General features: G+C 63.5%; 22 protein-coding genes. 11 read left to right on the top strand and 11 right to left on the bottom strand.

Going from position 1 to position 25,156, the window contains the following annotated elements:
- Positions 1 to 11: 11 nt before the first annotated feature.
- On the top strand, positions 12 to 896 hold the full coding sequence (gene prmB, locus BCA01S_RS01050) for a 50S ribosomal protein L3 N(5)-glutamine methyltransferase (RefSeq protein ID WP_027775343.1): 885 nt from the start codon (positions 12 to 14) through the stop codon (positions 894 to 896).
- 334 nt (positions 897 to 1,230) lie between these two features.
- Positions 1,231 to 2,697, top strand: a complete 1,467-nt coding sequence (gene cls / locus BCA01S_RS01055; protein ID WP_027775344.1) for a cardiolipin synthase — start codon at positions 1,231 to 1,233, stop codon at positions 2,695 to 2,697.
- A 24-nt stretch (positions 2,698 to 2,721) separates the two neighbouring features.
- Here the strand turns inward: cls and BCA01S_RS01060 are convergent, their stop codons facing one another.
- Positions 2,722 to 3,201, bottom strand: coding sequence for a glutathione peroxidase (locus BCA01S_RS01060; RefSeq protein WP_020065613.1), 480 nt, complete (start codon positions 3,199 to 3,201; stop codon positions 2,722 to 2,724).
- Positions 3,202 to 3,336: 135 nt separating this feature from the next.
- On the opposite strand from BCA01S_RS01060, the gene BCA01S_RS01065 reads away from it, so the two are divergent.
- Positions 3,337 to 5,286 (top strand): ATP-binding cassette domain-containing protein, encoded by a 1,950-nt coding sequence (locus BCA01S_RS01065; protein WP_027775345.1) that lies wholly within the window; start codon positions 3,337 to 3,339, stop codon positions 5,284 to 5,286.
- Positions 5,287 to 5,428: 142 nt separating this feature from the next.
- Positions 5,429 to 6,583, top strand: a complete 1,155-nt coding sequence (locus tag BCA01S_RS34305; RefSeq protein ID WP_042317752.1) for a CaiB/BaiF CoA transferase family protein — start codon at positions 5,429 to 5,431, stop codon at positions 6,581 to 6,583.
- 106 nt (positions 6,584 to 6,689) lie between these two features.
- On the opposite strand, the gene BCA01S_RS36795 is transcribed toward BCA01S_RS34305, so the two are convergent.
- The 3 genes from BCA01S_RS36795 to alr all read right to left on the bottom strand — a co-directional run bounded on the left by BCA01S_RS36795 (position 6,690) and on the right by alr (position 9,666).
- On the bottom strand, positions 6,690 to 6,968 hold the full coding sequence (locus tag BCA01S_RS36795) for a DUF2866 domain-containing protein (protein WP_020065610.1): 279 nt from the start codon (positions 6,966 to 6,968) through the stop codon (positions 6,690 to 6,692).
- A gap of 145 nt (positions 6,969 to 7,113) precedes the next feature.
- The gene (radA, locus tag BCA01S_RS01080; RefSeq protein WP_027775347.1) at positions 7,114 to 8,490 is read right to left on the bottom strand and encodes a DNA repair protein RadA; all 1,377 of its coding nucleotides are present in this window, start codon (positions 8,488 to 8,490) and stop codon (positions 7,114 to 7,116) included.
- A gap of 105 nt (positions 8,491 to 8,595) precedes the next feature.
- Entirely contained in the window at positions 8,596 to 9,666 is a 1,071-nt protein-coding gene (gene alr, locus BCA01S_RS01085; protein ID WP_027775348.1) for an alanine racemase, read from the bottom strand.
- A gap of 218 nt (positions 9,667 to 9,884) precedes the next feature.
- On the opposite strand from alr, the gene lplT reads away from it, so the two are divergent.
- Complete coding sequence (lplT, locus tag BCA01S_RS01090) at positions 9,885 to 11,192, top strand: lysophospholipid transporter LplT (protein WP_027775349.1); 1,308 nt, start codon at positions 9,885 to 9,887, stop codon at positions 11,190 to 11,192.
- Between the two features lie 61 nt (positions 11,193 to 11,253).
- Positions 11,254 to 12,063, top strand: a complete 810-nt coding sequence (thiD, locus tag BCA01S_RS01095; RefSeq protein ID WP_027775350.1) for a bifunctional hydroxymethylpyrimidine kinase/phosphomethylpyrimidine kinase — start codon at positions 11,254 to 11,256, stop codon at positions 12,061 to 12,063.
- Positions 12,064 to 12,073: 10 nt separating this feature from the next.
- Here thiD and BCA01S_RS01100 read toward each other — a convergent pair whose 3' ends face one another.
- The 4 genes from BCA01S_RS01100 to tsaB all read right to left on the bottom strand — a co-directional run bounded on the left by BCA01S_RS01100 (position 12,074) and on the right by tsaB (position 15,675).
- A complete protein-coding gene (locus tag BCA01S_RS01100; RefSeq protein WP_027775351.1) occupies positions 12,074 to 13,075 on the bottom strand; it encodes a DUF1853 family protein in 1,002 nt (333 codons plus the stop codon).
- Between the two features lie 119 nt (positions 13,076 to 13,194).
- Positions 13,195 to 14,388, bottom strand: a complete 1,194-nt coding sequence (locus BCA01S_RS01105; protein ID WP_027775352.1) for a uracil-DNA glycosylase — start codon at positions 14,386 to 14,388, stop codon at positions 13,195 to 13,197.
- Entirely contained in the window at positions 14,375 to 14,869 is a 495-nt protein-coding gene (rimI, locus tag BCA01S_RS01110) for a ribosomal protein S18-alanine N-acetyltransferase (RefSeq protein WP_027775353.1), read from the bottom strand. Before rimI ends, BCA01S_RS01105 begins: the two co-directional genes overlap by 14 nt.
- Entirely contained in the window at positions 14,866 to 15,675 is an 810-nt protein-coding gene (gene tsaB / locus BCA01S_RS01115) for a tRNA (adenosine(37)-N6)-threonylcarbamoyltransferase complex dimerization subunit type 1 TsaB (protein WP_027775354.1), read from the bottom strand. The genes rimI and tsaB overlap by 4 nt, the downstream gene beginning before the upstream one ends.
- 221 nt (positions 15,676 to 15,896) lie before the next feature.
- On the opposite strand from tsaB, the gene BCA01S_RS01120 reads away from it, so the two are divergent.
- The 3 genes from BCA01S_RS01120 to aceA all read left to right on the top strand — a co-directional run bounded on the left by BCA01S_RS01120 (position 15,897) and on the right by aceA (position 19,996).
- Positions 15,897 to 16,166, top strand: coding sequence for an acyl-CoA-binding protein (locus BCA01S_RS01120; RefSeq protein ID WP_027775355.1), 270 nt, complete (start codon positions 15,897 to 15,899; stop codon positions 16,164 to 16,166).
- A 430-nt stretch (positions 16,167 to 16,596) separates the two neighbouring features.
- On the top strand, positions 16,597 to 18,219 hold the full coding sequence (locus BCA01S_RS01125) for a DEAD/DEAH box helicase (RefSeq protein ID WP_027775356.1): 1,623 nt from the start codon (positions 16,597 to 16,599) through the stop codon (positions 18,217 to 18,219).
- 469 nt (positions 18,220 to 18,688) lie between these two features.
- The gene (aceA, locus tag BCA01S_RS01130) at positions 18,689 to 19,996 is read left to right on the top strand and encodes an isocitrate lyase (protein ID WP_027775357.1); all 1,308 of its coding nucleotides are present in this window, start codon (positions 18,689 to 18,691) and stop codon (positions 19,994 to 19,996) included.
- A 298-nt stretch (positions 19,997 to 20,294) separates the two neighbouring features.
- On the opposite strand, the gene BCA01S_RS01135 is transcribed toward aceA, so the two are convergent.
- Together BCA01S_RS01135 and BCA01S_RS01140 are read right to left on the bottom strand one after the other, a co-directional pair.
- Positions 20,295 to 20,729, bottom strand: a complete 435-nt coding sequence (locus BCA01S_RS01135) for a universal stress protein (protein WP_027775358.1) — start codon at positions 20,727 to 20,729, stop codon at positions 20,295 to 20,297.
- 202 nt (positions 20,730 to 20,931) lie between these two features.
- The gene (locus BCA01S_RS01140) at positions 20,932 to 21,834 is read right to left on the bottom strand and encodes a LysR family transcriptional regulator (protein ID WP_027775359.1); all 903 of its coding nucleotides are present in this window, start codon (positions 21,832 to 21,834) and stop codon (positions 20,932 to 20,934) included.
- A gap of 146 nt (positions 21,835 to 21,980) precedes the next feature.
- Here BCA01S_RS01140 and BCA01S_RS01145 point away from each other — a divergent pair, with 146 nt between their 5' ends.
- Both BCA01S_RS01145 and aceB read left to right on the top strand, forming a co-directional pair.
- Positions 21,981 to 22,850 carry a (S)-2-haloacid dehalogenase gene (locus tag BCA01S_RS01145; protein ID WP_027775360.1) on the top strand — a complete coding sequence of 290 codons (870 nt, stop codon included), beginning with the start codon at positions 21,981 to 21,983 and terminating at the stop codon, positions 22,848 to 22,850.
- 101 nt (positions 22,851 to 22,951) lie between these two features.
- Positions 22,952 to 24,553 carry a malate synthase A gene (aceB, locus tag BCA01S_RS01150; RefSeq protein WP_027775361.1) on the top strand — a complete coding sequence of 534 codons (1,602 nt, stop codon included), beginning with the start codon at positions 22,952 to 22,954 and terminating at the stop codon, positions 24,551 to 24,553.
- Positions 24,554 to 24,709: 156 nt separating this feature from the next.
- Here the strand turns inward: aceB and BCA01S_RS01155 are convergent, their stop codons facing one another.
- Positions 24,710 to 25,111, bottom strand: a complete 402-nt coding sequence (locus BCA01S_RS01155) for a gamma-glutamylcyclotransferase family protein (protein ID WP_027775362.1) — start codon at positions 25,109 to 25,111, stop codon at positions 24,710 to 24,712.
- Between the last annotated feature and the right edge of the window lie 45 nt (positions 25,112 to 25,156).

The following is a 25,156-nucleotide window of genomic DNA, read 5'->3' on the forward strand; positions in this document are numbered from 1 at the left end:
GGACTATTGCGATGACGCTGCCCTTTTCCACTGTCCGCGACCTGCTGCGTTTCGCGGTGTCGCGCTTTAACCAGTCCGGGCTCTCGTTCGGGCACGGCTCGGCCAATGCGTACGACGAAGCCGCCTATCTGGTGCTGCACACGCTGCATCTACCGCTCGACCTGCTAGATCCGTTCATGGACGCACGCTTGAGCGCGGCCGAGATCGACGCGGTTCTCAACGTGATCGAGCGTCGCGCCACCGAGCGGGTGCCGGCTGCGTACATTACCCAGGAAGCATGGATGCACGGCTTTCGCTTCTACGTCGACGAACGCGCGATCGTGCCGCGTTCGTTCATCGGCGAGTTGCTGCAGGACGGGCTGCAACCTTACGTTGAAGATCCCGAACAGGTCAGCGCCGTGCTCGAACTTTGCACGGGCTCAGGCTGCCTCGCGATTCTTGCGGCGCACGCGTTTCCGAATGCCGATATCGACGCGGTCGACCTCTCCGCGCCGGCTCTCGAAGTCGCCGCGCGCAACGTGGACGACTACAAGCTCGAAGAGCGCATCGCTCTCTTCGAGGGCGACCTGTATGCGCCGCTCGCCGAGCGCCGCTACGACGTGATCATCAGCAACCCTCCGTATGTAAACGCCGCGTCGATGCAGGAGTTGCCCGCCGAATATAAGCACGAGCCGGAAATGGCACTCGCGGGCGGCAGCGACGGCATGGACATCGTGCGGCGGATCATCGCCGACGCGCGCAACTGGTTGACCGAAGACGGCGTGCTCGTAATCGAAATCGGCAACGAACGTCAGCATGTGGAAGCGGCATTCGGCGGGTTGAATCTCGTGTGGCTGTCGACGAGCGCCGGCGACGACAACGTGTTTCTGATCCAGGCCGCCGACCTGCCAGTCTGAACCGGCAGACACCGGGCCGGAGTCGAGGCTTGGTTGTGAGTCGCAGTGAGTGGTTCCGCTGCTCACTGCGAGTTCATGCAAAGCGGTTGCTTTGATCCTGTAAAACGCTCGACCACAGCGGATGCATGAGCCGTCGGTCACGGTTAGGTCCTCGCTGTGGTTGCGACGCCGTGCAAACGCTTGCCGTAGTTTCAGGCAAACCCAACCCGCCCCCAACCCGCGCGCGTTCGGTAAGATGGGCGCCGTTATCTGGTTAGTTCCTTAGCTTGTTAGCTTAGCTGCCCGTGTTCGTCCAGCGAGCCGTGCAGCGCTTCGCCCATCCCTTCGCTCGCCTATGCAATTCGACCTGCTTCACGTCGGCACGCTGGTGGCCCTCGCCCACATACTCGGCGTGGTCGCGGCATGTCACGCGATTCTCAATACCCGCACGTCACAAGGCGCAATTGCGTGGGCCGTGTCGCTGGTCGCGATGCCGTATCTCACGCTCGTCCCATACCTCTTTCTCGGGCGCAGCAAGTTTGCGGGTTACGCCGACGCCCGCCGCGTCGAAAACGAATTGCTGCGCGCGCACGCGCATCCTCCAGAGTGGGACAGGCTTGCTTCCTCGGCGCAACTCCCCGCGCATGCACTTGGCGGCAGGCTCGTCCACTCGCTCACACGGCTGGGCGGCATGCCGTTTCTGCCGGGCAATTCCGTGCGCACGCTGGTGAACGGCACCGCGACATTCGAAGCGATTTTCCAGGCCATCGAAAACGCACGCCATTACGTGATCGTGCAGTTCTTCATCGTGCGCGACGATGCGCTCGGCGAAATGTTCAAAGACGCACTGATAGCGAAAGCGCAGCAAGGCGTGCGCGTGTATTTCCTCTACGACAGCATCGGCAGCTTCGATCTGCCGCACCGCTATGTCGCGTCGCTGCGCGCGGGCGGCGTGGACACGCATTCGTTCGCCACCAATCGCCGGTTCGTCAACCGGCTGCAACTGAACTTCCGCAACCATCGCAAGATCGTTTCGGTCGACGGCGAACGCGCGTTTGTCGGCGGCCACAATGTCGGCGTGGAATACCTGGGCGGCAAGCCGCCGCTCTCGCCGTGGCGCGACACTCATATCGAGGTGCGCGGCCCGGCAGTCGCCAGCATCCAGTTCGTGTTCACCGAAGACTGGTACTGGGCAACGCAGCAGTTGCCTCAACTCGATCTACCGACGGCGCCGTCCGACCCGGCCAACTCCGCAGATCCGGCAACGGGCCACGACATGCACTGCCTCGTCGTGCCGAGCGGCCCGGCCGACAAGCAGGAAACCTGCTCGCTCTTCTTCGTCGAAGCGATCAATGCCGCGCGCGAGCGCATCTGGATTACGACGCCCTACCTGGTGCCCGACGAAGCCGTGTTCTCGGCGCTGCGGCTTGCAGCGCTGCGCGGTGTGGATGTCCGCATTCTGATTCCCAGCCGGCGCGATCACGTAGTGGTGTTCGAAGCGTCGAAACTGTATGCGTACGATTCGCTGCGCGCGGGCATTCGCATTTTTCGCTACCAGCCGGGTTTTCTGCACCAGAAGGTCGTGCTGATCGACAGCGTGGCCGCGGCGGTCGGCAGCGCCAATCTCGACAACCGTTCGTTTCGCCTGAACTTCGAGATCATGGTGATGACGGTCGACCGCAATTTTGCGAAAGAAGTCGAGACAATGCTGCTCGCCGATTTCACCGAATCTCGAGAGATAGATCGCAACGAGTACCGCCACGCGAGCGCATTACGGCGCGTGCTGATGCATGTGGCCCGACTGTTTTCGCCAATTCTGTGAGCCGTCGCGGCACGCGTCGCGCGGTTACAGCAGTTTTTCGATGTCCTCGACAATCGCCTCGGGCTTGGTCAAAGGCGCGTAGCGCTTGACCACGTTGCCGTCACGGCCGATAAGAAACTTCGTGAAGTTCCACTTGATCGCTTCGAGACCCAGCAGGCCGGGCGCCTCGCCTGTCAAATAGCGGAACAGCGGATGCGCGTTGGCACCGTTCACGTCTACCTTGTCGAACATCGGGAAAGTGACGCCGTAGTTCTTTTCGCAGAAGCTGCCGATTTGCGCCGCGTCGCCCGGCTCCTGCTTGCCGAACTGATTGCATGGGAAGCCCAGCACCGCAAGCCCGCGTGCCGCATAGCCCTCATACAGCTTCTGCAAGCCCGCATATTGCGGCGTGAATCCGCATTCGCTCGCCGTATTGACGATCAGCAAGACCTTGCCTTCGTACTGCCCGAGGCTCACTTCCTCGCCGCCTAGCGTGCGGGCCGAAAAAGAATAAATCGATGTCATGTGCTCTCCCCAGGAAAGCCGTCAGTCTATGCCAAAAGCGCGGCGGATACAGTCGGCCGAATGGCTGATGCCGGCTGAGCGCCCGGTGTCATCCCCGGCAGTCTAAAATAGCGTTTTTCTCAAGCCGGCCTCTTCGTGATCCGCTTTAACCAGTTCAGCCTCGCCCGCGGCACCAAGCCGCTCTTCGACAACACCACGTTCACCCTGAATCCCGGCGAAAAGGCGGGCCTCGTGGGAGCAAACGGCGCTGGCAAGTCGACACTGTTTGCCGTGCTGCTCGGCGAACTGCACGCGGACGGCGGCGATTTTTCGATCCCGCCGACGTGGCAGATCGCGCACGTCGCGCAGGAAACACCCGCTGCGGACAAGACCGCCCTCGCCTATACGCTCGACGGCGACGCGGCGTTGCGTGCAATCGAAGCGCAGATCGCGGCCGCCTCCGCCGCGCACGACGGCGCGGCCGAAGCCAACGCGCATGCAGCCTTTGCGGACGCGGACGGCTACACCGCCCCCGCGCGCGCCGAAGCGCTGCTGCTCGGCCTCGGTTTCACGCTCGACCAGACCCGTGAACCGGTGAGCAGCTTCTCGGGCGGCTGGCGCATGCGGCTCAATCTCGCCCAGGCGCTCATGTGCCGTTCGGATCTGCTGCTGCTCGACGAACCGACCAACCACCTGGATCTCGACGCAATCGTCTGGCTCGAAGACTGGTTGCACCGTTATCCGGGCACCTTGATCGTGATCTCGCACGACCGCGAATTTCTCGATTCGGTCTGCAACGTCACGCTGCATCTCGAACAGCAGCAGATCAAGCGTTACGGCGGCAACTACTCGCAGTTCGAAGTACTGCGCGCGCAGCAGATCGCGTTGCAACAGAGCGCATACGAAAAGCAGCAGCGCACGGTGGAGCATCTGCAGAGCTACATCAACCGCTTCAAGGCACAGGCCACCAAGGCCCGCCAGGCGCAAAGCCGCGTGAAGGCGCTCGAGAAGATGGAACTGATAGCGCCGGCGCACGCCGCGTCGCCGTTCACCTTCGAATTTCGCACGCCCGATTCCGCGCCGAACCCGATGATGGTGATGGAAGACGTGCGCTGCGGCTATCACAGCGAAGAAGGCGTCGAAATTCCGATCGTCGAGCGCGTGATGCTGTCTATTCAGAACGGCCAGCGCATCGGGCTGCTCGGCGCAAACGGCCAGGGCAAGTCCACGCTGATCAAGACGCTGGCCGGCACGCTCGCGCCGCTCGGCGGCCACGTGCGCGAAGGCAAGGGCCTGCGCATCGGCTACTTCGCGCAGCATCAGCTCGAAACGCTGCGCGCGGACGACTCGCCCTTGCAGCACCTCGCGCGCCTTGCGCCGGATACGCGTGAGCAGGAATTGCGCGACTTCCTCGGCAGCTTCAACTTTTCCGGCGAAATGGCGACGTCGAAGATCGCCCCCTTCTCCGGCGGCGAAAAGGCGCGGCTCGCACTCGCGCTGATCATCTGGCAGAAGCCGAACCTGCTCCTGCTCGACGAGCCGACCAACCACCTGGATCTCGAAACACGGCACGCGCTGACCATGGCGCTCGCGCAGTTCGAAGGCACGCTGATCCTCGTGTCGCACGACCGGCATTTGCTGCGCGCCACGACAGATCAGTTCATGCTGGTCGCGAAGCACCGCTTGCAGGAATTCGACGGCGATCTCGACGATTATCGCGACTGGCTGCTGCAACATGCGGCCGAGCAGCGCGCGGCGCTGAAAGCGGGCAATGCGGCGAACGGCGCGTTCAATGGCGACAACGGCGCGGACGGCGGCGTGAATCGCAAGGAACAGCGCCGGCTGGAAGCGGAAACCCGTCAGAAGCTAGCGCACCTGAAAAAGCCGCTGCAAAGCCGTATCACGAAGATCGAGAAAGAGATGGACGCGCTCAACGCGGAAAAGGCGACGCTCGACGCATTCGTCGCCGATCCTGCCAGCTACGAGCCGGCTCAAAAGAGCAAACTGACGGACGCAATTCGCCGTCAGGCAGACGTGAACGCGCGCCTTGAAGCACTCGAAGCCGAATGGCTCGAGACACACGAGGAACTCGAACAAATCGGCTAGCGGGACGCTGTCCGCGATCCGCGCCGGCATCGACGAGAGGTTGGCTTTGTCATCTGCGATGTCCTCCGCTGCATCTTCCGTTTCAGCCGCCGACTCCGCTTCAGACGCGGCGTCCGCCCCGCCGCCGTTAAGAGGTCTGCGCGTGCTCGACCTCACGCGCCTGTTGCCAGGCCCGGTCGCCGCGCTACGGCTTGCCGAACTCGGCGCCGAAGTGCTGAAAATCGAAGCGCCCGGCGCCGGTGACCCGACGCGAACAATGATGCAGTCGTCGAGCGACCGCGTGGCCGGACGGCCCGGCGCGTTTTACCGGCTGGTGAATCGCGGTAAGCGCGAGACGCGGCTCGACCTCAAGTCGGAAGCAGGACGCAATGTGCTGCGAGCGCTCGCGGCGGAAGCGGACGTGTTGATCGAAAGCTTCCGGCCGGGGGTGATGGATCGGCTCGGCGTGGGCTACGCGACGCTACGCGCGGCCAATCCGCGGCTTGTGTACTGCGCGATCAGCGGCTACGGCGCACGCGGCCCGTTCGCCGATCATGCCGGACACGATCTGAATTACATCGGCTACGCGGGCGTTCTCGACCAACTCACCGACCGCGACGGCGCGCCAATCGTGCCGAATTTCCAGATAGCCGATCTGCTCGGCGGCGCGCTCAGCGCGGTCACGCAGATCCTCGCCGCGTTATGGCATGTGTCGCGCGGCGGCGAAGGCCGTTTCGTCGACGTTTCGATGACACACGCCACTCATGCGCACAACGTGATCGCGCAGGTCGCGCTCGCTAATGGCGATTCCGCGGGAAATGCCGCGAGAGATAGCGCGGCCCGCGCCGCCGCGAACACGGCGCGAAACGCAACGGAACAAACAGCGCCAGGCGCGGGCCTGCTGAACGGCGGCGTGCCCTGCTACAACTTGTACCGTACGTTGGACGGCCGCTGGCTCGCGGTGGGCGCGCTGGAGCTGAAGTTCTGGGAAAGCTTGTGCATGGCGCTCGATCGCCCTGAATGGGCCACGCGCCACTGGAGTCTCGGCCAGGCGATCGGCGGGCCGGACGCCGTTGCGCTCACACGGGAACTCGCCGACGTCATCGGAACACGTGCGCTCGATGAATGGGTTGCGTTGCTGGAGCCGCTCGATTGCTGCGTCTCGCCAGTCTTGACGGCGGCCGAAGCGGCCCAGCATCCGCTGTTCACTCCGCAAGCGCACGAAGAGTATGACGAGCATGACGAGCCGGATGAACTCACAAACGGATTCGAAGGCCGGAGCGACGCGCGCCCTAAATCGCGACCGGAGCACGATTGAACCGCAATTCGACACCGGCGCGAAACGCGACTCGAGCGCCGGCAAAGCGCAATCGAAGCCCGAGCCAGGCGCAACGCTCTTCAACACCTCGCGCCAGCCGGCAGCGTCACCGGCGCGCCACCGTCTGCCGCGGCAACGTCTGACGCGGCGTCTTTTCGTCGTCGTAGAGCAGATGTTTGCGGCCTTCCACGTGGCGATTGATGGTGGCGCGCACCTCGGCGGCAGTCGCGTCGCCGGCTACGACGCGGCGCGAAATCTGCCCCGTTCTGTCGATCCACTCGACGATCCGGCAAGTGCCGCCCCACGGCTGGTGAATGGGCGCTGAGACCCGGCAGCCACGCACCTGTATCGGCCCTTCGGCTATGGTTTCATGTGAGTGTTTCAAGGCGCGATCCTTTTTCGGGCATCGGAAGGGATGCAATAGCTTTGCAGCTTAAGGAAAAAGGAAGGGCTTGTTGGTTACAACCAACCTGGAGATATTTACGGCGCATTACGGCGCGCGCGTGGCACACCACGCGCGCTATAGGCGTCTATTCGAGGGTGCGGACCCGGTCGATAGCCTGTTCGATACGTTCGACCGCAACGACCTGTAAGCCTTCTATCGGCTGCTTGGGCGCGTTGGCCTTTGGAATGACGGCGACCGAAAAGCCGAGCTTGGCGGCTTCCTTCAAGCGCTCCTGGCCGCGCGGCGACGGCCGGATTTCGCCGGCAAGACCTACTTCGCCGAATACCACGAGCCCCTTCGGCAACGGCTTGTTGCGCATCGAAGAATGAATCGCGAGCAGCACCGCGAGGTCCGCGGCAGGCTCGGTGATCTTCACGCCGCCCACCGCGTTCAGGAACACATCCTGATCGAAACATGCGATGCCCGCGTGCCGATGCAGCACGGCGAGCAGCATCGCCAGCCGGTTCTGCTCCAGGCCGACGGCGAGGCGCCGTGGATTCGGTGCATTGGCGGAATCCACCAGCGCTTGAACTTCGACCAGCAGCGGCCGCGTGCCTTCCTGCGTGACCAGCACGCACGAGCCCGGCACCGACTGCTCGTGCTGCGACAGAAAGAGCGCCGACGGGTTCGCGACGCCGCGCAAGCCGCGCTCGGTCATTGCGAACACGCCGAGTTCGTTGACCGCGCCAAAGCGGTTCTTGATCGCGCGCACGAGGCGAAACGACGAGTGCGTGTCGCCCTCGAAGTACAACACCGTATCGACTATGTGTTCCAGCACGCGCGGTCCCGCGAGGGCGCCTTCCTTGGTCACGTGGCCAACCATGATGATCGTGGTGCCCGACTGCTTCGCGATGCGTGTCAATTGCGCCGCGCACTCTCGCACTTGCGCGACCGAGCCCGGCGCCGACGTGAGCGCATCGGAATAGACGGTCTGGATCGAGTCGATGACCGCGACGTCGGGCTGCTGCTCCGCAATCGTCGCCTGAATTTTCTCAAGCTGGATTTCGGCAAGCAATTGCAGTTCGCTCGCTTTGGAACCGGACTCCAGCAGCGACAACCGTTGCGCGCGCAACGCAATCTGCGCGGCCGACTCTTCACCGCTGATGTAAAGCGCACGCTTGTCGGCGGCAATTTCGGCGAGCGACTGCAGCAACAGCGTCGATTTGCCGATGCCCGGATCGCCGCCGATCAGCACCACGCCGCCGGGCACGAGGCCGCCGCCGAGCACCCGGTCGAACTCGCCAACGCCAGTGGAAAAGCGCGGCACGTCGGAGGCTTCGATATCGGCGAGACGCCGCACCGGCGCACTCTTCGCGAGCGACTGGAAACGATGGGTGGAAGGTGTTTCGGCGACCGATTCGACGAGTGTGTTCCAGGCCTGACAGGACGGGCACTGGCCCGCCCACTTTGGCGTTTGACCGCCGCATTCACTGCATACGTACAACGTTTTTGCTTTTGCCACGCGTTCTTGCCTGGTTACTGTTGTTTGGCGTACCTGTATCGAGCGCGCCGTTCGATGAAACAGCGCGCTCCGCTATTGCCTCGCGTCAATACGCGTTGCCGGACATTACTCGGCACGCACCGGCACGCGTGGCGCGACTGCGCACATCAGCTCGTAGCCGATCGTGCCGCAGGCGCGCGCAACGTCGTCGATTGGCAGCGACGCGCCCCACAACTCGACGCGCGAGCCCACGTTCGCAGTGGGCACCGGCGTGAGGTCGACGGTGAGCATGTCCATGGACACGCGTCCCACGACCCGCGTGCGCACGCCCTCGACGATCACCGGCGTGCCTTCCGGCGCGACGCGTGGATAACCGTCCGCGTAACCGCACGCCACCACGCCGATGCGCATCGGCCCACGCGCTTTGAAAAGCGAACCGTAGCCGACCGTCTGGCCTTCCGCGATTGTCTGCACGGCGATCAGTTCGGACGTGAGCGTCATGGCGGGCTGCAAGCCGGTGCCTTGGATTGCCGCGGACATGCCCGAAGGCGACGCGCCGTACAGAATGATGCCCGGGCGTACCCAGTCGAAGTGCGATTGCGGATGCCACAGCGTGGCCGCCGAATTGGCAAGGCTGCGCATGCCGGCGATGCCCTGCGCACCGCGCTCGAACGTTTCCATCTGGTGAGACACGCCACGCTCGCTGTCGGCGTCGGAAAAATGGGTCATTAGCGTGATCTGACCGACGCCCTGACAGGCGCGCGCCCGCTCCCACGCCGCACGAAATTTCTCCGGCGTGTAGCCGAGCCGGTTCATGCCGCTATTCATCTTCAACTGGATGTTGACAGGTTTCGAAAGCCGCGCCATTTCCAGCATGCGCAACTGCTCGTCCGAGTGGAGCGCCGTGGTCAGGCTGTAGCGGTCGATGACGTCGATATCCGTCGGACGAAAAAAGCCTTCGAGTAAAAGAATCGGGCCGGCCCAACCCAATTCACGCAACTTCACGGCTTCTTCGAGGTCCAGCAACCCAAAGCCGTCAGTTGCACGCAGACCTGGAAAAGCACGCGCGAGGCCATGGCCGTACGCATTGGCCTTCACGACCGCCCAGATCTTCGATTTAGGCGCATAGCGGCGCGCGACGGCGAGGTTATTGGCGAGGGCGGAGGTGTGAATCGTGGCTGAGAGGGGGCGCGGCATGGAGTATTTTCGTAAAGACGCTTGCGAATCAGCGGCTTACACGGCGTTTTCAACGCGCGGCAGCCCACTGGGCGGTGCGATCAAGGATTCTGCTAGTCTGAATGCAGCTATTTTCATGATATAAAGCCGTGCGCACAACCCATTTCGAACGGCATAAGCCCGGACGCATAACAAACGGCCGGGGCGGACAGACCGCAGCGAGGACAGCATCGCATCAGATGAAAAAAGGTTTTTACACCATCATGGCCGCGCAGTTTTTTTCGTCGCTGGCCGACAATGCGCTTCTGATCGCTGCTATCGCACTGCTGAAAGATCTACACGCCCCGAACTGGATGACGCCGCTGCTCAAGTTGTTCTTTGTGCTGTCGTACGTCGTTCTAGCCGCCTTCGTGGGCGCCTTCGCCGATTCGCGTCCCAAAGGACGCGTAATGTTCATCACGAACACTATCAAGGTGCTCGGCTGCATCACGATGCTGGTCGGCGCGCATCCGCTTCTTGCGTATGGAATCGTGGGTTTTGGCGCGGCTGCGTATTCGCCCGCCAAATACGGGATTCTCACCGAACTGCTGCCGCCTGACAGGCTCGTCGCCGCGAACGGCTGGATCGAAGGCACCACGGTCGGCTCGATCATTCTCGGTACGGTGCTCGGCGGAGCGCTGATCAGTCCGCATATCGCGGCGCCGATCCTGCGGCACCATATCCCCACGGTCAACACGCCCGCTGAAGCGGCGATGCTGGTCATCATGGTGATCTACGTAATCGCTGCGCTCTTCAATCTGCGCATTCCCGACACCGGCGCGCGCTACCCGAAGCAGGAACGCGGCCCGATCAAACTCGTCACCGATTTCGCGGACTGTTTTCTCGTGCTGTGGCGCGACAAGCTCGGGCAGATCTCGCTCGCGGTCACGACGCTGTTCTGGGGCGCGGGCGCCACGCTGCAATTCATCGTGCTGAAGTGGGCGGAAGTGTCGCTCAACATGTCGCTCTCCGAAGCGGCAATCCTGCAGGCGGTGGTGGCCGTCGGCGTCGCGGGCGGCGCGATCTTCGCCGCCTCGCGCGTGCCGCTGAAAAAGTCGCTGTCGGTGCTGCCGGTGGGCATCATGATGGGGCTTGCCGTGATGCTCATGGCCTTCTATACACGCAACCTCTTCCCTGCTCATTGGGGGGTGTACTTCGGCCGGATGCACGTGCCGGGTTATCTGATCGTCGCTTATGTCTTCCTGATGATCGTCGGCGGCCTGTCGGGCTTCTTCGTCGTACCGATGAATGCGCTGCTCCAGCATCGCGGCCACGTGCTGCTGTCGGCGGGTCACTCGATCGCCGTGCAGAACTTCAACGAGAACCTCTCCGTGCTCGTCATGCTGTGTCTGTACGCGGTGCTGGTCTGGCTCGACGTGCCGGTCACGGCGGTCATCGTGCTGTTCGGCACCTTCGTCTGCCTGATGATGTGGCTCGTGATGCGGCGTCACCAGGCGAACCAGCGCGCGTTCGACTCCGTCGCGCTGATCGGCGAAGTCAAGCACTAACGCGTCGGGGCGCGTCCGCTCCTGCCGCCGCCCTCGCGCCTTCACCCTTTCCCGCTTCGCGATGACCCAACCGATTCCCAATGTGCTGACCATCGCCGGTTCCGACTCGGGCGGCGGCGCTGGCATTCAAGCCGATCTGAAGGCTTTCTCGGCGCTCGGCGCTTACGGCGCGAGTGTGATTACCGCGCTCACCGCGCAGAACACGCGCGGAGTCACCGCGATCCACGCGCCGGACGCGGGCTTTATCACCGCGCAACTCGACGCCGTGTTCGACGACATCCGCATCGACGCGGTGAAGATCGGCATGCTCGCCAACGCGTCGATTGTCCGTGCAGTTGCCGACGCGTTGCGCCGGCACAAGCCCACGTACATCGTCCTCGATACGGTGATGATTTCGAAGAGCAACCATGCGTTGCTGCTTCCGGATGCGGTCGCCGCATTGCGCGAAGAACTACTGCCGCTCGCCGATCTGCTGACGCCCAATCTTCCTGAAGCCGCCGCACTGCTCGACGGCGTGCAACCGGCTGCCGACGAAGCCGGCATGGTCGAGCAAGGCGAAGCGCTGCGCGCGCTCGGCGCCCGCGCGGTGCTGATGAAAGGCGGTCATCTGAGCGCGACCGACAGTCCGGACTGGCTAGTCCAGGAAAGCGGCACGCTGCGGCTAGGCGGCCCGCGTGTGCCGGTGAAGAACACGCATGGAACGGGCTGCACGCTGTCGTCAGCGATTGCAGCCCTGATGCCGCAACGCGACGATCTGGCGAGCGCGGTCGCGGGGGCCAAGGAGTATTTGACCGGCGCATTGCAGGCGAGCGATCGGCTCGACGTCGGCAACGGCGTCGGACCCGTGCATCATTTCTATCGATGGTGGTAACGCGGCAGCGCTACTGCCTTGCGTAGGCCTGAGCCTGCTCAGGCCACTCGTCGGGTACGACGAAGCCACGCGAGCGTTCAACCAGGTTGCCCGCCGCGTCTTCTGCCAATGCGGCGATCATGGTTGGGCCGGTTGGCTGGGCGCTTCGTGCGGTGAGCGCTAGCGGATCGATCAATGCCCTGCTGGCGGTCTGCTCCGCGTCTTGACCATAACGCCGGGGCGCCAGCCATTCGAGCCGCGGCAAGACGCGCCAATGCTGCGCATGCGCCGCCGCGAAGTCCGGCCACTCACTCCGTGTCACCCACCAGCCGCGGCCATGCACGGGGTCGAGTTCGACCGCATCTGCCGGCGTCTCGCCATGCCGATAAAACAACCATCCTTTGACGAACAATTGCGGCGTCCACGGTCCCGGATAACCCGTCGATGCAAAATCTTCGCGCGCGCTCAAGGGCAATTGATGATTGAGCAGATGGGCGAGCTTCAGGTCGAAGCGGTCCTTGAGGTTCGGGCCGACATAGTTCGATAACTGGGGTGACGTGAGCGGTGATGCGGACGATGGTAGCGGCGCGGTCGAGCAGCCCCCTGACTGCGATGCGGTTCGCGCGTTGACATCGCCGGCATGCAGATAGCATTTCACCGCAAGTTCCCAGTGAAGCCGCGCACCCTCTTGCGCGTGTAGCAGGAAATCGCATTCACCCTGCGTGACCCCCGCGCGCCGCAGCGGCACGCCCGCCGCGATCAGCCGAGCCGTCGGGCCGTGTCGCAGGAACCAGCCGAGCAAGCGTTCGGCGTAGCGGCCGAGCCGTGTGATGCGCGTGACGGCGAGATCGTCATGCAGCGGGGCGGGCGCTGCATCGAGCGCGCACAGCCAGTCGACGATGTCGTGTAGCTGCCGCGAGGTCGCGAATGGAGTGGCGAGTTCGCCCACCGGCGGTTGCGGACGCAACAAATCGGCGCTCAACAGCAGCCAGGCGAGATCGCGAACCGCGCAGTCGCGCAGCCTGTCGAGCAATGTGGAAAGTGCGGCGTGCGCGCTTCCGGCATCGGCCGGGACGGAATCTCCGCTCCCAACAGCCGCCCCGATAGAGTGAGCGCCGGCGACGTTCTTGCGCACCGCCGGCTCATCCGCGCTCACTGTTCTGCCGCGTTCGACGCTGCGCCACCGGCCGCACGCCACGTATCGCGCGCGAGACACAAATCGGCCCACGCTTTGGCCTTGTCCGGCAGGCTACGCAGCAGATAGGCCGGGTGATAGGTGACGATCACCGGCACACCCTCGTACTCGTGGACGCGGCCGCGCAACGACGAAATGCTCGCGTCGGTCTTGAGCAGGCTTTGCGCGGCGAAGCGACCGAGCGCTACGATCAGCTTCGGCTTTACAAGCCCCACCTGGCGTTGCAGATAGGGTTCGCAACGCGCGACTTCATCAGGTTCCGGATTGCGGTTGCCGGGCGGCCGGCACTTGATGACGTTCGCGATATATACGTCCGCGTCGCGCGCCAGCGTGAGTGAGCGCAGCATGTTGTCCAGCAGCTTGCCGGCCTGGCCGACGAACGGCTCGCCCACGCGGTCTTCGTTCTCGCCGGGCGCTTCGCCGATCAGCATCCAGTCGGCGTTCCGATCGCCCACGCCGAAAACCGTCCTGGTGCGCTTCTCGCACAGCCGGCAGCGCTCGCAGGTTGAGACCCGCTCGCTCAAAGCGTCCCAATCGAGCGTGTGGATCGCGGGAGGTTGGGGCGTGTCGCCGAGCGCGTGCATCGGCGCGCCAGCGTCGCCCGGCGGATGAAGAGGGAGATCGTCGAACCAGGCGAAGTCGTCGGCGGGCGGAGCGTCGAACGAGGAGGACTCTGGCAAGTGCGGCTCGGCGCTTGCCGGATTGCGGCTTTCGGCGGCACGTGGCGCGCGCTGCTGCGTCGGCTCCGCGCCATTTGCCGATTGATCTGCGCGGCGGGCGGACTGTTCAGCACGCGCAGCCGGCTCTGCCTGCTGCGAATCATCGCGCGGCGCTCCCGGCTGGGACCGCTGTTTATCGAGACCTGGCGCATCGTTCCCGATCCGCGTTTGCGTCGGCACGACGTCGTCGGCTTGTCGCGACGGCTCTGCGGTGCGCATAGCCGGCGCGGGCGACGTCTGCGGCGTCAATCCGACCGAAGAAGGCTCGCGCGCATCGAGCCGCGTGAGGTCGCTTGCACGGTGCGGGCGCGGCGCGTCGGCGCCCTGCTCCGCGCCGGATTCGTCAGCCGCTTCCTGGGTCGCGGCCATCCCGCGACGTACCCAGCGCGGCACGAGCCCGAACTCTTCCAGTACTGATTCATGCAGCGCCATCCGCGCCCTCCCTGACAAACGATAGACGCATCACGATGGCGTCCTCCCGGCCGCGATGCCGCGCCGGATAATAGTTTTTGCGCCGGCCGATCGACGCGAAGCCGAAACGCTCATAGAGCCGGATGGCGCGATGATTCGACGGCCTCACCTCCAGCAGCAGACCATCCAGTTTTTCGGCGCGGGTAATGCGCACGGCTTCCCGCAGAAGCGCGAGTCCTGCACCCGCCCCTTGAGCGGCGGGCGTCACGCACAGATTCAGCAGATGCATTTCGTCGACGACCGGCATCAGCACGCAATAGCCGATCAGCGTACCCGTAACATGCCGCAGACAAACGCCGAAATAGCCGTTGCGCAGGGAGTCGCCGAAATTGACGCGGCTCCAGGGGAATTCATAGGCGAGCTTTTCAATGGCGGCCACTTCGTCGAGGTCGCCCTCGGTCATGGGCGACATGTAGCGGTCCGCCAGCAGCACGCCGCTCATTGCCGTCCCTCGCGAGGCTCGGCGCGATGAGCGAGCGCCGCGGCCTGCTCCGCCTTGGCGGCCTTTTCCGCGATGCGCTCGGCCGTGGTTTGCGCGACCTTGTTGCGGATGTACTCGGGCGCGGCCTGATCGGCCGGGACCGTGCGGCCCGCGTGGAACGCGCGCAATGCGGCGTACGCGAGCGGCAGCGCATGCGGCAATGCTTCCTGGTCGACGGTTCGGGCGGCTGCGAGCGCCGGCAGCCGCGCGCCGAAGGCCGCGGCGGCGTTGCCCGCGAGCGTGAACGGTTCGTCGGGTAACACGAGCCGCTCGGGCGTATCGAGCGATGCGCGTTGAACGGTGCGCCATTCGCCGTCAACGTCGTCCCACGCGTAGTCGGCCCAATAGATTTCGTCCATGCGGGCGTCGAGCGCCGCCAGCACGCGCGTAGCGGCCGGATCGCGGCGCCGCGCACTCTCCGCGCAGACCAGCAGCGTGCTGACCGGCACGACCGGCAGATCGAGGCCGAACGAGAGCCCCTGCGCAGCGCCCGTCGCGGTGCGAAGACCGGTGAACGAGCCGGGACCTGAACCGAACGCAATCGCGTTGCAGTCGGCCAGTGTCAGACCGGCTTCGTCGAAAAGTTCGCGGATTGCGGGCAGCAGGCGGGTGCTGGACACGGCGCCCGTCTGCTCGTGACGGACCCACACGCGCGACTCGGCGCGCGCGTGGCCCGCTGCACCGGCGTCGTCGGCGGCGGCGGACAGAAGCGCTACCGAGCAGAATTCGGTGGAAGTATCGAGGGCAAGAAGCACTGTTTGAGTCATGGACCGTATTGTAATCGGCACCGCGCGCGCGGATGCGGTTTGGTCTCGGCTGCAACGCGCGTCGTCGCCACGAGGTCCACGCTAGCGTAGGCACTGATACAAAACGGGCGCCCACTCCCTGCTCGTAGGCGGCTTGCGTTTGGAATAAGCCCTCGGCCACGTCGTGGCATGCAATTGCTATGATCGTCGGCCACCTAACCACCCCGCCGGAGAGCACGACGATGACGGACCTCGACACGCAATTCACCCAAGCCCAGGAAGACGTCAAACAACTGCCGGAGCGTCCGGGCAACCTCACACTGTTGCGCCTTTACGCCCTCTACAAGCAAGCCAGCGAAGGCGACGTTCAGGGCGACAAGCCGGGCTTCACAGACATCGTCGGCAAATACAAGTACGACGCGTGGGCAGCGCTCAAGGGCACTGCGCAGGACGCCGCCAAGCAGCAGTACGTGGAACTGGTCGAATCGCTGAAGAGCGGCGCGTCCGCATAATGAGCCAGTGACGCCTAGCCGCTCGCAGCGGAGCGTCGCGCGATCTCAAGCGCGAAAGTGGCGCCTGGAAATGTCTTAACAGTGGCGCAGTGCAACAAATACCTATACAATGTCGCCTGCGCTTCACTGCTTTGCCCGGTTTTTCATTTATCGGCCTTTGCGGCGCAGCGCCTCGTAGCGTTTAGCTCCAATCCAGTTTAGAACCTGTCCCCTCCTGCCTAGCCCCCTACGGGCGATCATGTCCCAGGCTGGCGGCAAGCCAATGTTGGCCTGTCGCATCCGATACAGCTTCTAACGAAAAACTCGCCTTTATTGTTGCGAGTTGCCCCCGTTTTTCGATTTGCTCGCTGCTTCTTTGCTCGCTGAATCCGACGACTTGGGTATGCCGATTGGCGCCGACGTTTTAATTCCCTGTGTTTCAAGGATTCTCATGACTTCGAGCAATACCCCCAGCAGCCCGTTGAACGCCATCGCCGACCAAGCCCTCGGTCTCGCCGACGCACCCGTGCAAGCCGCAGCCGTTGCTGCCGCGCCGGCCGTCGCCGCTGAAGCCGCCGCGCCCGCCGGTCCGACGTTCGCGTCGCTCGGCCTGTCCGCGGATGTCGTCTCCGCGCTGACCGCCGCTGGCTACCAGAACCCGACGCCGGTTCAGCAACGTGCGGTTCCGGCTGGCATCGCCGGCCGCGACCTGCTGGTTTCGAGCCCGACCGGTTCGGGCAAGACCGCCGCCTTCATGCTGCCGGCCATCGAACGTTTCTCGCAGTTGCAGAAGGCGCAAGCCAGCCAGCCGCGCGAACCGCGTCCGGCCGACGGCGCACGCACGCGCCGCCCGCAACCGGTTGCCCGTCCGACCATGCTGGTTCTGACGCCGACCCGCGAACTCGCGATGCAGGTCACCACCGCCGCTGCTACATACGGCAAGCATCTGAAGCGTCTGCGCACCGTCAGCATTCTGGGCGGCGTCGCTTATGGCCAGCAGTTGATGCTGCTTGCAAAGAACCCGGAAGTCCTGGTTGCCACGCCGGGCCGTCTGATCGATCACCTGGAACGCGGCCGTATCGACCTGTCGCAATTGCAGATTCTCGTGCTCGACGAAGCTGACCGCATGCTCGACATGGGCTTCATCGAAGACATCGAGACGATCGTCGCGGCTACGCCGGCCACGCGTCAGACCATGCTTTTCTCGGCCACGCTCGACGGCAAGATCGGTTCGCTGACGGGCCGCCTGTTGAAGGATCCGGAGCGTATCGAGATCGTCCAGCGCCTCGAACAGCGCACCAACATCGCGCAAACCGTTCATTACGTCGACGACCGCGATCACAAGGACCGTCTGCTCGACCATCTGCTGCGCGACGCGGGCCTCGACCAGGCTATCGTCTTCACGGCGACCAAGATGGACGCGGACCAACTGGCCGGCCGTCTTGCTGACGCTGGTTTCGAATCGGCGGCACTGCACGGCGATCTGCCGCAAGGCGCGCGTAATCGCACGATTAAGGCACTGCGCGAGCGTCGCGTTCGCGTGCTGGTGGCAACGGACGTCGCCGCCCGCGGTATCGACATTCCGGGCATCACGCACGTGTTCAACTACGACCTGCCGAAGTTCGCTGAAGACTACGTGCACCGTATCGGCCGCACTGGCCGTGCCGGCCGCTCGGGTATCGCAGTGAGCCTCGTGCATCACGCCGAACAGGGCGCACTGAAACGCATCGAGCGCTTCGTCCGCACTCCGCTGCCGGTCAACGTCGTCACTGGCTTCGAGCCGCGCAAGTCGGCTCCGTCGGGTAACGGCCGTCCCGGCTTTGGCGGCCGTGGCCGTCCGGGCGGCGGCAATGGCGGCGGACGCCGCTTTGGCAGCGGCTCGGGCAAGCCGGCCGGTAATGGCAGCAGCTCGCGCAGCGGCACCGGCGGCGGTTGGGCCGGCAAGTCGGCTGGCGGCGGTTCACGTGACGGCGGCTTCGGCGGCGGTTCGCGTGAAGGCTTCGGCGGCTCGCGTGACGGCGGCTACGGCGCACGCCGCAGCGACGGCCCGCGTACCGCGCGTCGCGGCAGCTAAAGCGCGCTAGCGCTCACGACCAGCAAGCGGTTGGCTGCTTCAATGCGGCAGCCGCGCCTGACTGGCAGTGGCTCGATCTAATGAGTTGTACAGACCCCGCAGCCTTGCGCTGTCATCGGGTCAACAGAAAACCGGTGCTCATGCACCGGTTTTTTTTCGCCCGTGCTTTCATCTCTTCCCATATTTCACGATGTGCAAAAATTTTTTGCGTCGTAAAAAATCGTGCTGCAAAGCACAACACGGCAATTGCAAGATGGGAAAAATTGTTTCTTAATGCGGAATAGAATATGTATGTCTTTGATTTTTAAGCGCAAAAAATATCGGAAAATCGCTCGCGGGCCGCTGTTGTGTCTCCATGGATTTGCCTAGACTCTTATATAAGAGTTCGGGAAACGGAACGCCTCCAAGGCGGGCCGCTTCGACGAAAACAGATCTGATCATCCAATCTCAGGCAACCAAGGAGAACATCATGACGACGCGCGAAGAACAAGCCCGCCAACTTCAACAGCAATGGGAAACCGATCCGCGCTGGAAAGGCGTCAAGCGCAGCTACACCGCCGAGGACGTGATCCGTCTGCGCGGCTCGGTGCAGGTCGAGCACACGCTCGCCAAGCGCGGCGCGGAAAAGCTCTGGCATAGCGTGAATACGGAGCCGTTCGTCAATTCCCTCGGCGCGCTGACCGGCAACCAGGCAATGCAACAAGTCAAGGCGGGTCTGAAAGCCATCTACCTGTCGGGCTGGCAGGTCGCGGGCGATGCCAACGTGGCCGGCGAAATGTACCCGGATCAGTCGCTTTACCCGGCGAACTCCGTGCCGCTCGTCGTCAAGCGCATCAACAACACGCTGACGCGTGCCGATCAGATCCAGTGGTCGGAAGGCAAGAACCCGGGCGACGAAGGCTACATCGACTACTTTGCGCCGATCGTCGCGGACGCCGAAGCCGGCTTCGGCGGCGTGCTGAACGCATTTGAACTGATGAAGGCGATGATCGAAGCCGGCGCGGCAGGTGTGCACTTCGAAGATCAGCTTGCGTCGGTCAAGAAGTGCGGTCACATGGGCGGCAAGGTGCTGGTGCCGACGCGCGAAAACGTCGCCAAGCTGACGGCTGCGCGTCTCGCCGCGGACGTGTCGGGCGTGCCGACCGTGCTGCTCGCTCGCACTGACGCGGAAGCAGCGGACCTGATTACGTCCGACGTCGACGAGAACGACAAGCCGTTTTTGACCGGCGAGCGCACTGTGGAAGGTTTCTACCGCACGAAGCCGGGCCTCGAACAGGCGATTTCGCGCGGCCTCGCTTACGCTCCCTACGCGGACATGATCTGGTGCGAGACGGGCAAGCCGGATCTCGAGTTCGCGAAGAAATTCGCCGACGCCATCCACAAGGAGTACCCGGATCAACTCCTGTCGTACAACTGCTCGCCTTCGTTCAACTGGAAGAAGAACCTGGACGACGCGACCATCGCCAAGTTCCAGCGCGAACTGGGCGCGATGGGCTACAAGTTCCAGTTCATCACGCTGGCTGGCTTCCACGCGCTGAACTACTCGATGTTCAACCTCGCGCACGGCTATGCCCGCAATCAGATGACGGCGTTCGTCGAGATGCAGCAGGCTGAATTCGCGGCAGCGGAGAAGGGCTTCACCGCCGTCAAGCATCAGCGCGAAGTGGGCACCGGCTACTTCGACGCGGTCACGCAAACCGTCGAGCGCGAAGCATCGACGACCGCGTTGCACGGCTCGACAGAAGACGAACAGTTCTTCGACAAGAAAGTCGCGTAACGGCCTCGCGGCCCGATCGCGAAACGTACGGCAGACAGACGGCGGAGCAACCGCGAAGCGGATTTGCCGGGGATTTGCCGTCGACAGGGAGGAGTCTCGCCATCGCCGCATCGGCCTATCAACGCTGGGCGATGGCGGGTTCTCGCAGGGCGGGGGCTAGACAGAAAGCCAGCATAACGAATTGTGCGGCAAATGGAACGACGCGCCGGCTGACTGCCGGCGCATTTTCCGCTGCGGGCTGCGGGCTGCGGGCTGCGGGCTACGGGCTACTAAACTAATCCGGTAACGTCCCCGAAGTTCAGCGGTACACCAGCACCGGGATTTTGGTATGCGTGAGCACCCGCTGCGTTTCACTGCCGATCAGCAGGCTGCCCAGACCGCGACGCCCGTGTGAGGCCATGAAGATAACGTCGCATGCGCCCCGCTCCGCCGCTTCGATGATGCCGAGATACGGCGCCGGATGCACGCTGGTGCGCCTGTCGACGACTACCCCGACACGGCTCGCGGCAAGTTCCACTTCGCGCAGATGTTGCTGCGCTTCGCGTTCGCTGCGTTCGAGAAACTCGGACGGCGGTTCGACGGCGATGTCGGAGAACGGCGCATACGGATATTGCGGCAGACATGCATAGGCCGTGATGCGCGCGCCGACCGCTTGCGCAAGGTCGATTGCGCCGGCCATTGCCTTGCGCGAGAGATCTGAACCATCGGTCGGAACGAGAATGTGCTTGAACATGTGCCCTCCGTATCCGTGTCCCGCTGCCCTCTCGCCTTCGTTCGGCGCGGCATTGCCACACTTTTTCAGGCTCGTGAACGGCCCATGCGTCAGCGCCGGCCGATGCTTTGCGTGCTGGCCTCAAAAGAATTGTAGGTCGTGGATACCTGCCACAAACCGTTATTGAGGGTCTGTCCGAGTATGGAAAACCCGTTGCGCGGCGTCAGCCCCAGTACTCCGGAAGGCCATACGTATGCTTGAGAAAATCCAGGAAAAGCCGCACTCGCAACGGCAAATGGCGGCGCTGAGGAAACACCGCATGAATGCCGATGGGCGGCGCGGCGAACTCGTCGAGCACGCTCACGAGGCGCCCCGCCGCGATGTCCGCGCCGACTTCCCACCACGATCGCCATGCGAGGCCGTGACCTTCGAGACACCACTCGTGCAGCACGGCGCCGTCCGAGCATTCCATCGTGCCGGACACCTTGATCGATACGACCTTATCGGCCTGCTGGAACATCCAGCCACGCTGCTGGTTGGCGCTTGCACCGAGCGCGAGACAGTTGTGCTGAGCAAGATCCGCAAGGCTATGCGGCGCGCCGCGCCGGCTCAGATACGAAGGCGATGCCACGCACACACGCCGGTTTTCGCCGAGTTTGAGCGACACGAGCGAAGAATCGGGCAATTCGCCGAGTCGCACCGCGCAATCGAAACCTTCGTTGACCAGATCGACGAGCCGGTCCGACAGATCGAGCGTGATCGAAACATCCGGATGCGCGACCGTGAACGCCGGCACCAGTGGGGCGACGTGACGGCGCCCGAAACCGGCCGGTGCGGAGAGCCGCAAGTGGCCGCTCGCCTTCACGCCGCCCGCCGACACGCTTGCCTCGGCGTTCTGCATGTCGTGAATGATGCGCTGACAATCTTCGAGAAACGCCGAGCCTTCGAAGGTCAGCGTGATCTTGCGTGTCGTGCGCACCAGCAATTTGACGCCAAGGCGTTCTTCGAGCGCGTCGATTCGGCGTCCGATGATCGCGGGCGCCACGCCTTCCGCAAGCGCCGCGGCAGACAGGCTGCCTTTCGCGGCGACAGTGACGAAGGTCTCGATCTGCTTGAATCGGTCCATGGAAGGGCGCCGCTAGCGCGGCGAAGTTGGCCGGAGCGCGAAGATTAGGTGCAAGAAAGTAAAAGATCAAGTGATCTTTGCCCTCTTTTTTAGCGCACTGCAGCGCTAATACAATCCGTCCTGACCTCTGACAGGAGCGCACGGCAATGTCGGCCACAACGACACTCTTCCCCAAAGCAGTGATTTTCGACGCCTACGGCACACTTTTCGACGTGCACTCGGTGATCGCTGCCGCGGAGCAGTTGTTCCCCGGACACGGCGACGCCCTCTCGCAGTTGTGGCGTCAGAAACAGATCGAATACACGCAGTTGCGCACGCTGGCCGATGCCGGCGGCGACGCCGCGCACTACCGACCGTTCTGGGACATCACGCTCGACGCCCTGCGCTTCTCTGCGAAAAAACTTCAACTTACGCTCGGCCGTTCCGCCGAAAAGCGTCTGATGGATGAGTACGCATGCCTGTCCGCCTTTCCCGACGCGGTGCCAGCGCTGCGTTTGCTGCGGGATTCGGCGTCTGTGTCTACGTCTGGGGTTGCCTCCGGGCTGCCGCCGGCATCAGCATCCCGAGCCTCACGCAGGCCGTCCTCTGCGGCTGGCACGTCAGGCGGTTCGCGCCCCGGCCTCGCGATTCTGTCGAACGGTAACCCTCAAATGCTGGACGTCGCGGTGAAGAGCGCGGGCATGACCGGTCTGTTCGACCATGTGCTTTCCGTCGATGCCGTACGCGCATACAAACCCTCGCCCGCCGCCTATGCGCTCGGCCCTCGAGCCTTCGACGTGCTTCCGCGAGAGATCGTCTTCGTGTCGTCGAATGGCTGGGACATTGCCGGCGCAACGTGGTTCGGCTTCACGACGTTCTGGCTCAATCGACAGAACGCTCCGCTCGAAGAACTGGGCGTGACGCCGCACGGCACGGGCGCGGGCATGAGCGATCTGTTGGCTTTTCTGAAAACCGTCACAACTGCAGGACGCGCCCACACCACAGCGAGCCGCATACGCCACAGCCCCGGCGCATGACGCCTCCCCTTTGGCAACTCATCGAATCAACTAATCAACCGAACCAACTACCGCTGCATTTCAACTTTGCATTTTGCAATCTGACCGACCAAGGAGAAAACATGGCGAATCCGCTGTCATCGTTGTCGCTGCCGCAGGGCATGGAAATCACCGCTGAAATCAAGCCTGGCTATGAAGCAATCCTCACGCGCGAAGCGCTCGAACTTGTCGCCGCACTGCATCGCACGTTCGAGCCGCGTCGTCAGCAGTTGTTGCAGGCGCGGACGGAACGCACGAAGCGGCTCGACGCCGGCGAGCGTCCCGACTTTCTCGCCGCGACGAAGAGCGTGCGCGACGGCGACTGGACCATTGCGCCGCTGCCCGAAGACCTGCAATGGCGCCGCGTGGAGATCACCGGCCCGGTCGAGCGCAAGATGATCATCAACGCGCTGAACTCGGGCGCGGATTCGTACATGACCGATTTCGAGGATTCGAATGCGCCCAGCTGGGACAACCAGATCACCGGCCATGTGAACCTGAAAGATGCAGTGCGCCGCACCATCTCGCTCGACCAGAACGGCAAGAGCTATAAGTTGAACGACAAGGTTGCCACGCTGATCGTGCGTCCGCGCGGCTGGCATCTCGAGGAAAAGCACGTGAAGGTGGACGGCAAGCGCGTGTCGGGCGGCATCTTCGATTTCGCGCTGTTCATGGTGCACAACGCAAAGGAACTGGTCGCGCGCGGCTCGGGCCCGTACTTCTATTTGCCGAAGATGGAAAGCCATCTCGAAGCGCGCCTGTGGAACGACATTTTCGTCGCGGCGCAGGAAGCGGTCGGCGTGCCGCGCGGCACGATTCGCGCGACGGTGCTGATCGAAACCATTCTTGCCGCGTTCGAGATGGACGAAATTCTGTACGAGCTGCGTGAACATAGCTCGGGGCTGAACGCCGGCCGCTGGGACTACATCTTCTCGGCGATCAAGAAGTTCAAGTCCGACCGCGACTTCTGTCTCGCCGACCGCTCGCAGATCACGATGACCGCGCCGTTCATGCGCGCGTACGCGCTGTTGCTGCTGAAGACGTGCCATCGCCGCAACGCGCCGGCCATTGGCGGCATGAGCGCGCTGATTCCGATCAAGAACGACGCGGCCGCGAACGACAAGGCAATGGCCGGCGTGCGCTCGGACAAGGCGCGCGATGCCGGCGACGGCTATGACGGCGGCTGGGTTGCCCACCCGGGCCTCGTGCCGATCGCAATGGAAGAATTCGTCAAGGTGCTCGGCGACAAGCCGAACCAGATCGGCAAACAACGCGACGACGTGCTCGTCACTGCCACGGACCTGATGGACTTCCGTCCGGAAGCGCCGGTCACCGAAGCCGGTCTGCGCAACAACATCAACGTCGGCATTCACTACTTGGGCTCGTGGCTCGCGGGCAACGGCTGCGTGCCGATCCACAACCTGATGGAAGATGCCGCTACCGCCGAAATCTCGCGCTCGCAGGTGTGGCAGTGGATTCGCTCGCCGAAGGGCACGCTCGACGATGGCCGCAAGGTAACGGCCGAGCTGGTGCGCGAACTCGCCGTGCAAGAACTCGACAAGGTGAAGCAGGCCGTCGGCGGCGATACGAAACCGTACGAACGCGCGGCTCAAATCTTCGAAGAGATGTCGACGTCCGAGCAGTTCACCGACTTTCTGACGCTGCCGCTTTACGAAGAAATCTGAGCGCGAACGCTTGTCGGGTGGTAACGACGAGTGCGTACAACGATTGATCGAGCGAACGGCCCGACAGGCGCATGCCTGGCGGGCCGTTTCTTATGCGGGGGAGCGCATACGGGCACATAAGCGCGGACGGGCGCATACGAGCGCGCTGCGGGCGTGTCAGCGCGTGGCGCGATACTCGACCCAATCGCCGGACTTGATTTCCGGCAGCCCCTTCACCGCCTGAGGCGCGACCGGGTAGAAGCGACAGTTCACGACGTTGCCGTCCACTTTCACCATTACTTCACGGGCCAGAAAGCGATCTTCGACGCCGGGATACACCGCTTCGATCTCGTCGAGCACGGCGACGAGTTCATCGTCAATTTCGTAGACATCGCCGGTTACGTCCACGCCCTGTTCGTCGACAACGAGTCCCGGGTACGAACCGAAGTCGAACAGATGGCCGCGAACCGTGGCCGTGCCGAGCAGATTCGGCTCGGCTATTTCGTTGCGAGCCGCGGCTTCGCGGATGTCGTTCACTTCGCCCGCCCGCAGCGTGCCATATACAAAGACGGTTTGCATCGTGGTTGGTGCTCCTCGAATAGGTCGTCGGTCAATCGGGACATT

The sequence above is a fragment of the Paraburkholderia caledonica NBRC 102488 genome, assembly GCF_000685095.1.
Taxonomy (GTDB): domain Bacteria; phylum Pseudomonadota; class Gammaproteobacteria; order Burkholderiales; family Burkholderiaceae; genus Paraburkholderia; species Paraburkholderia caledonica.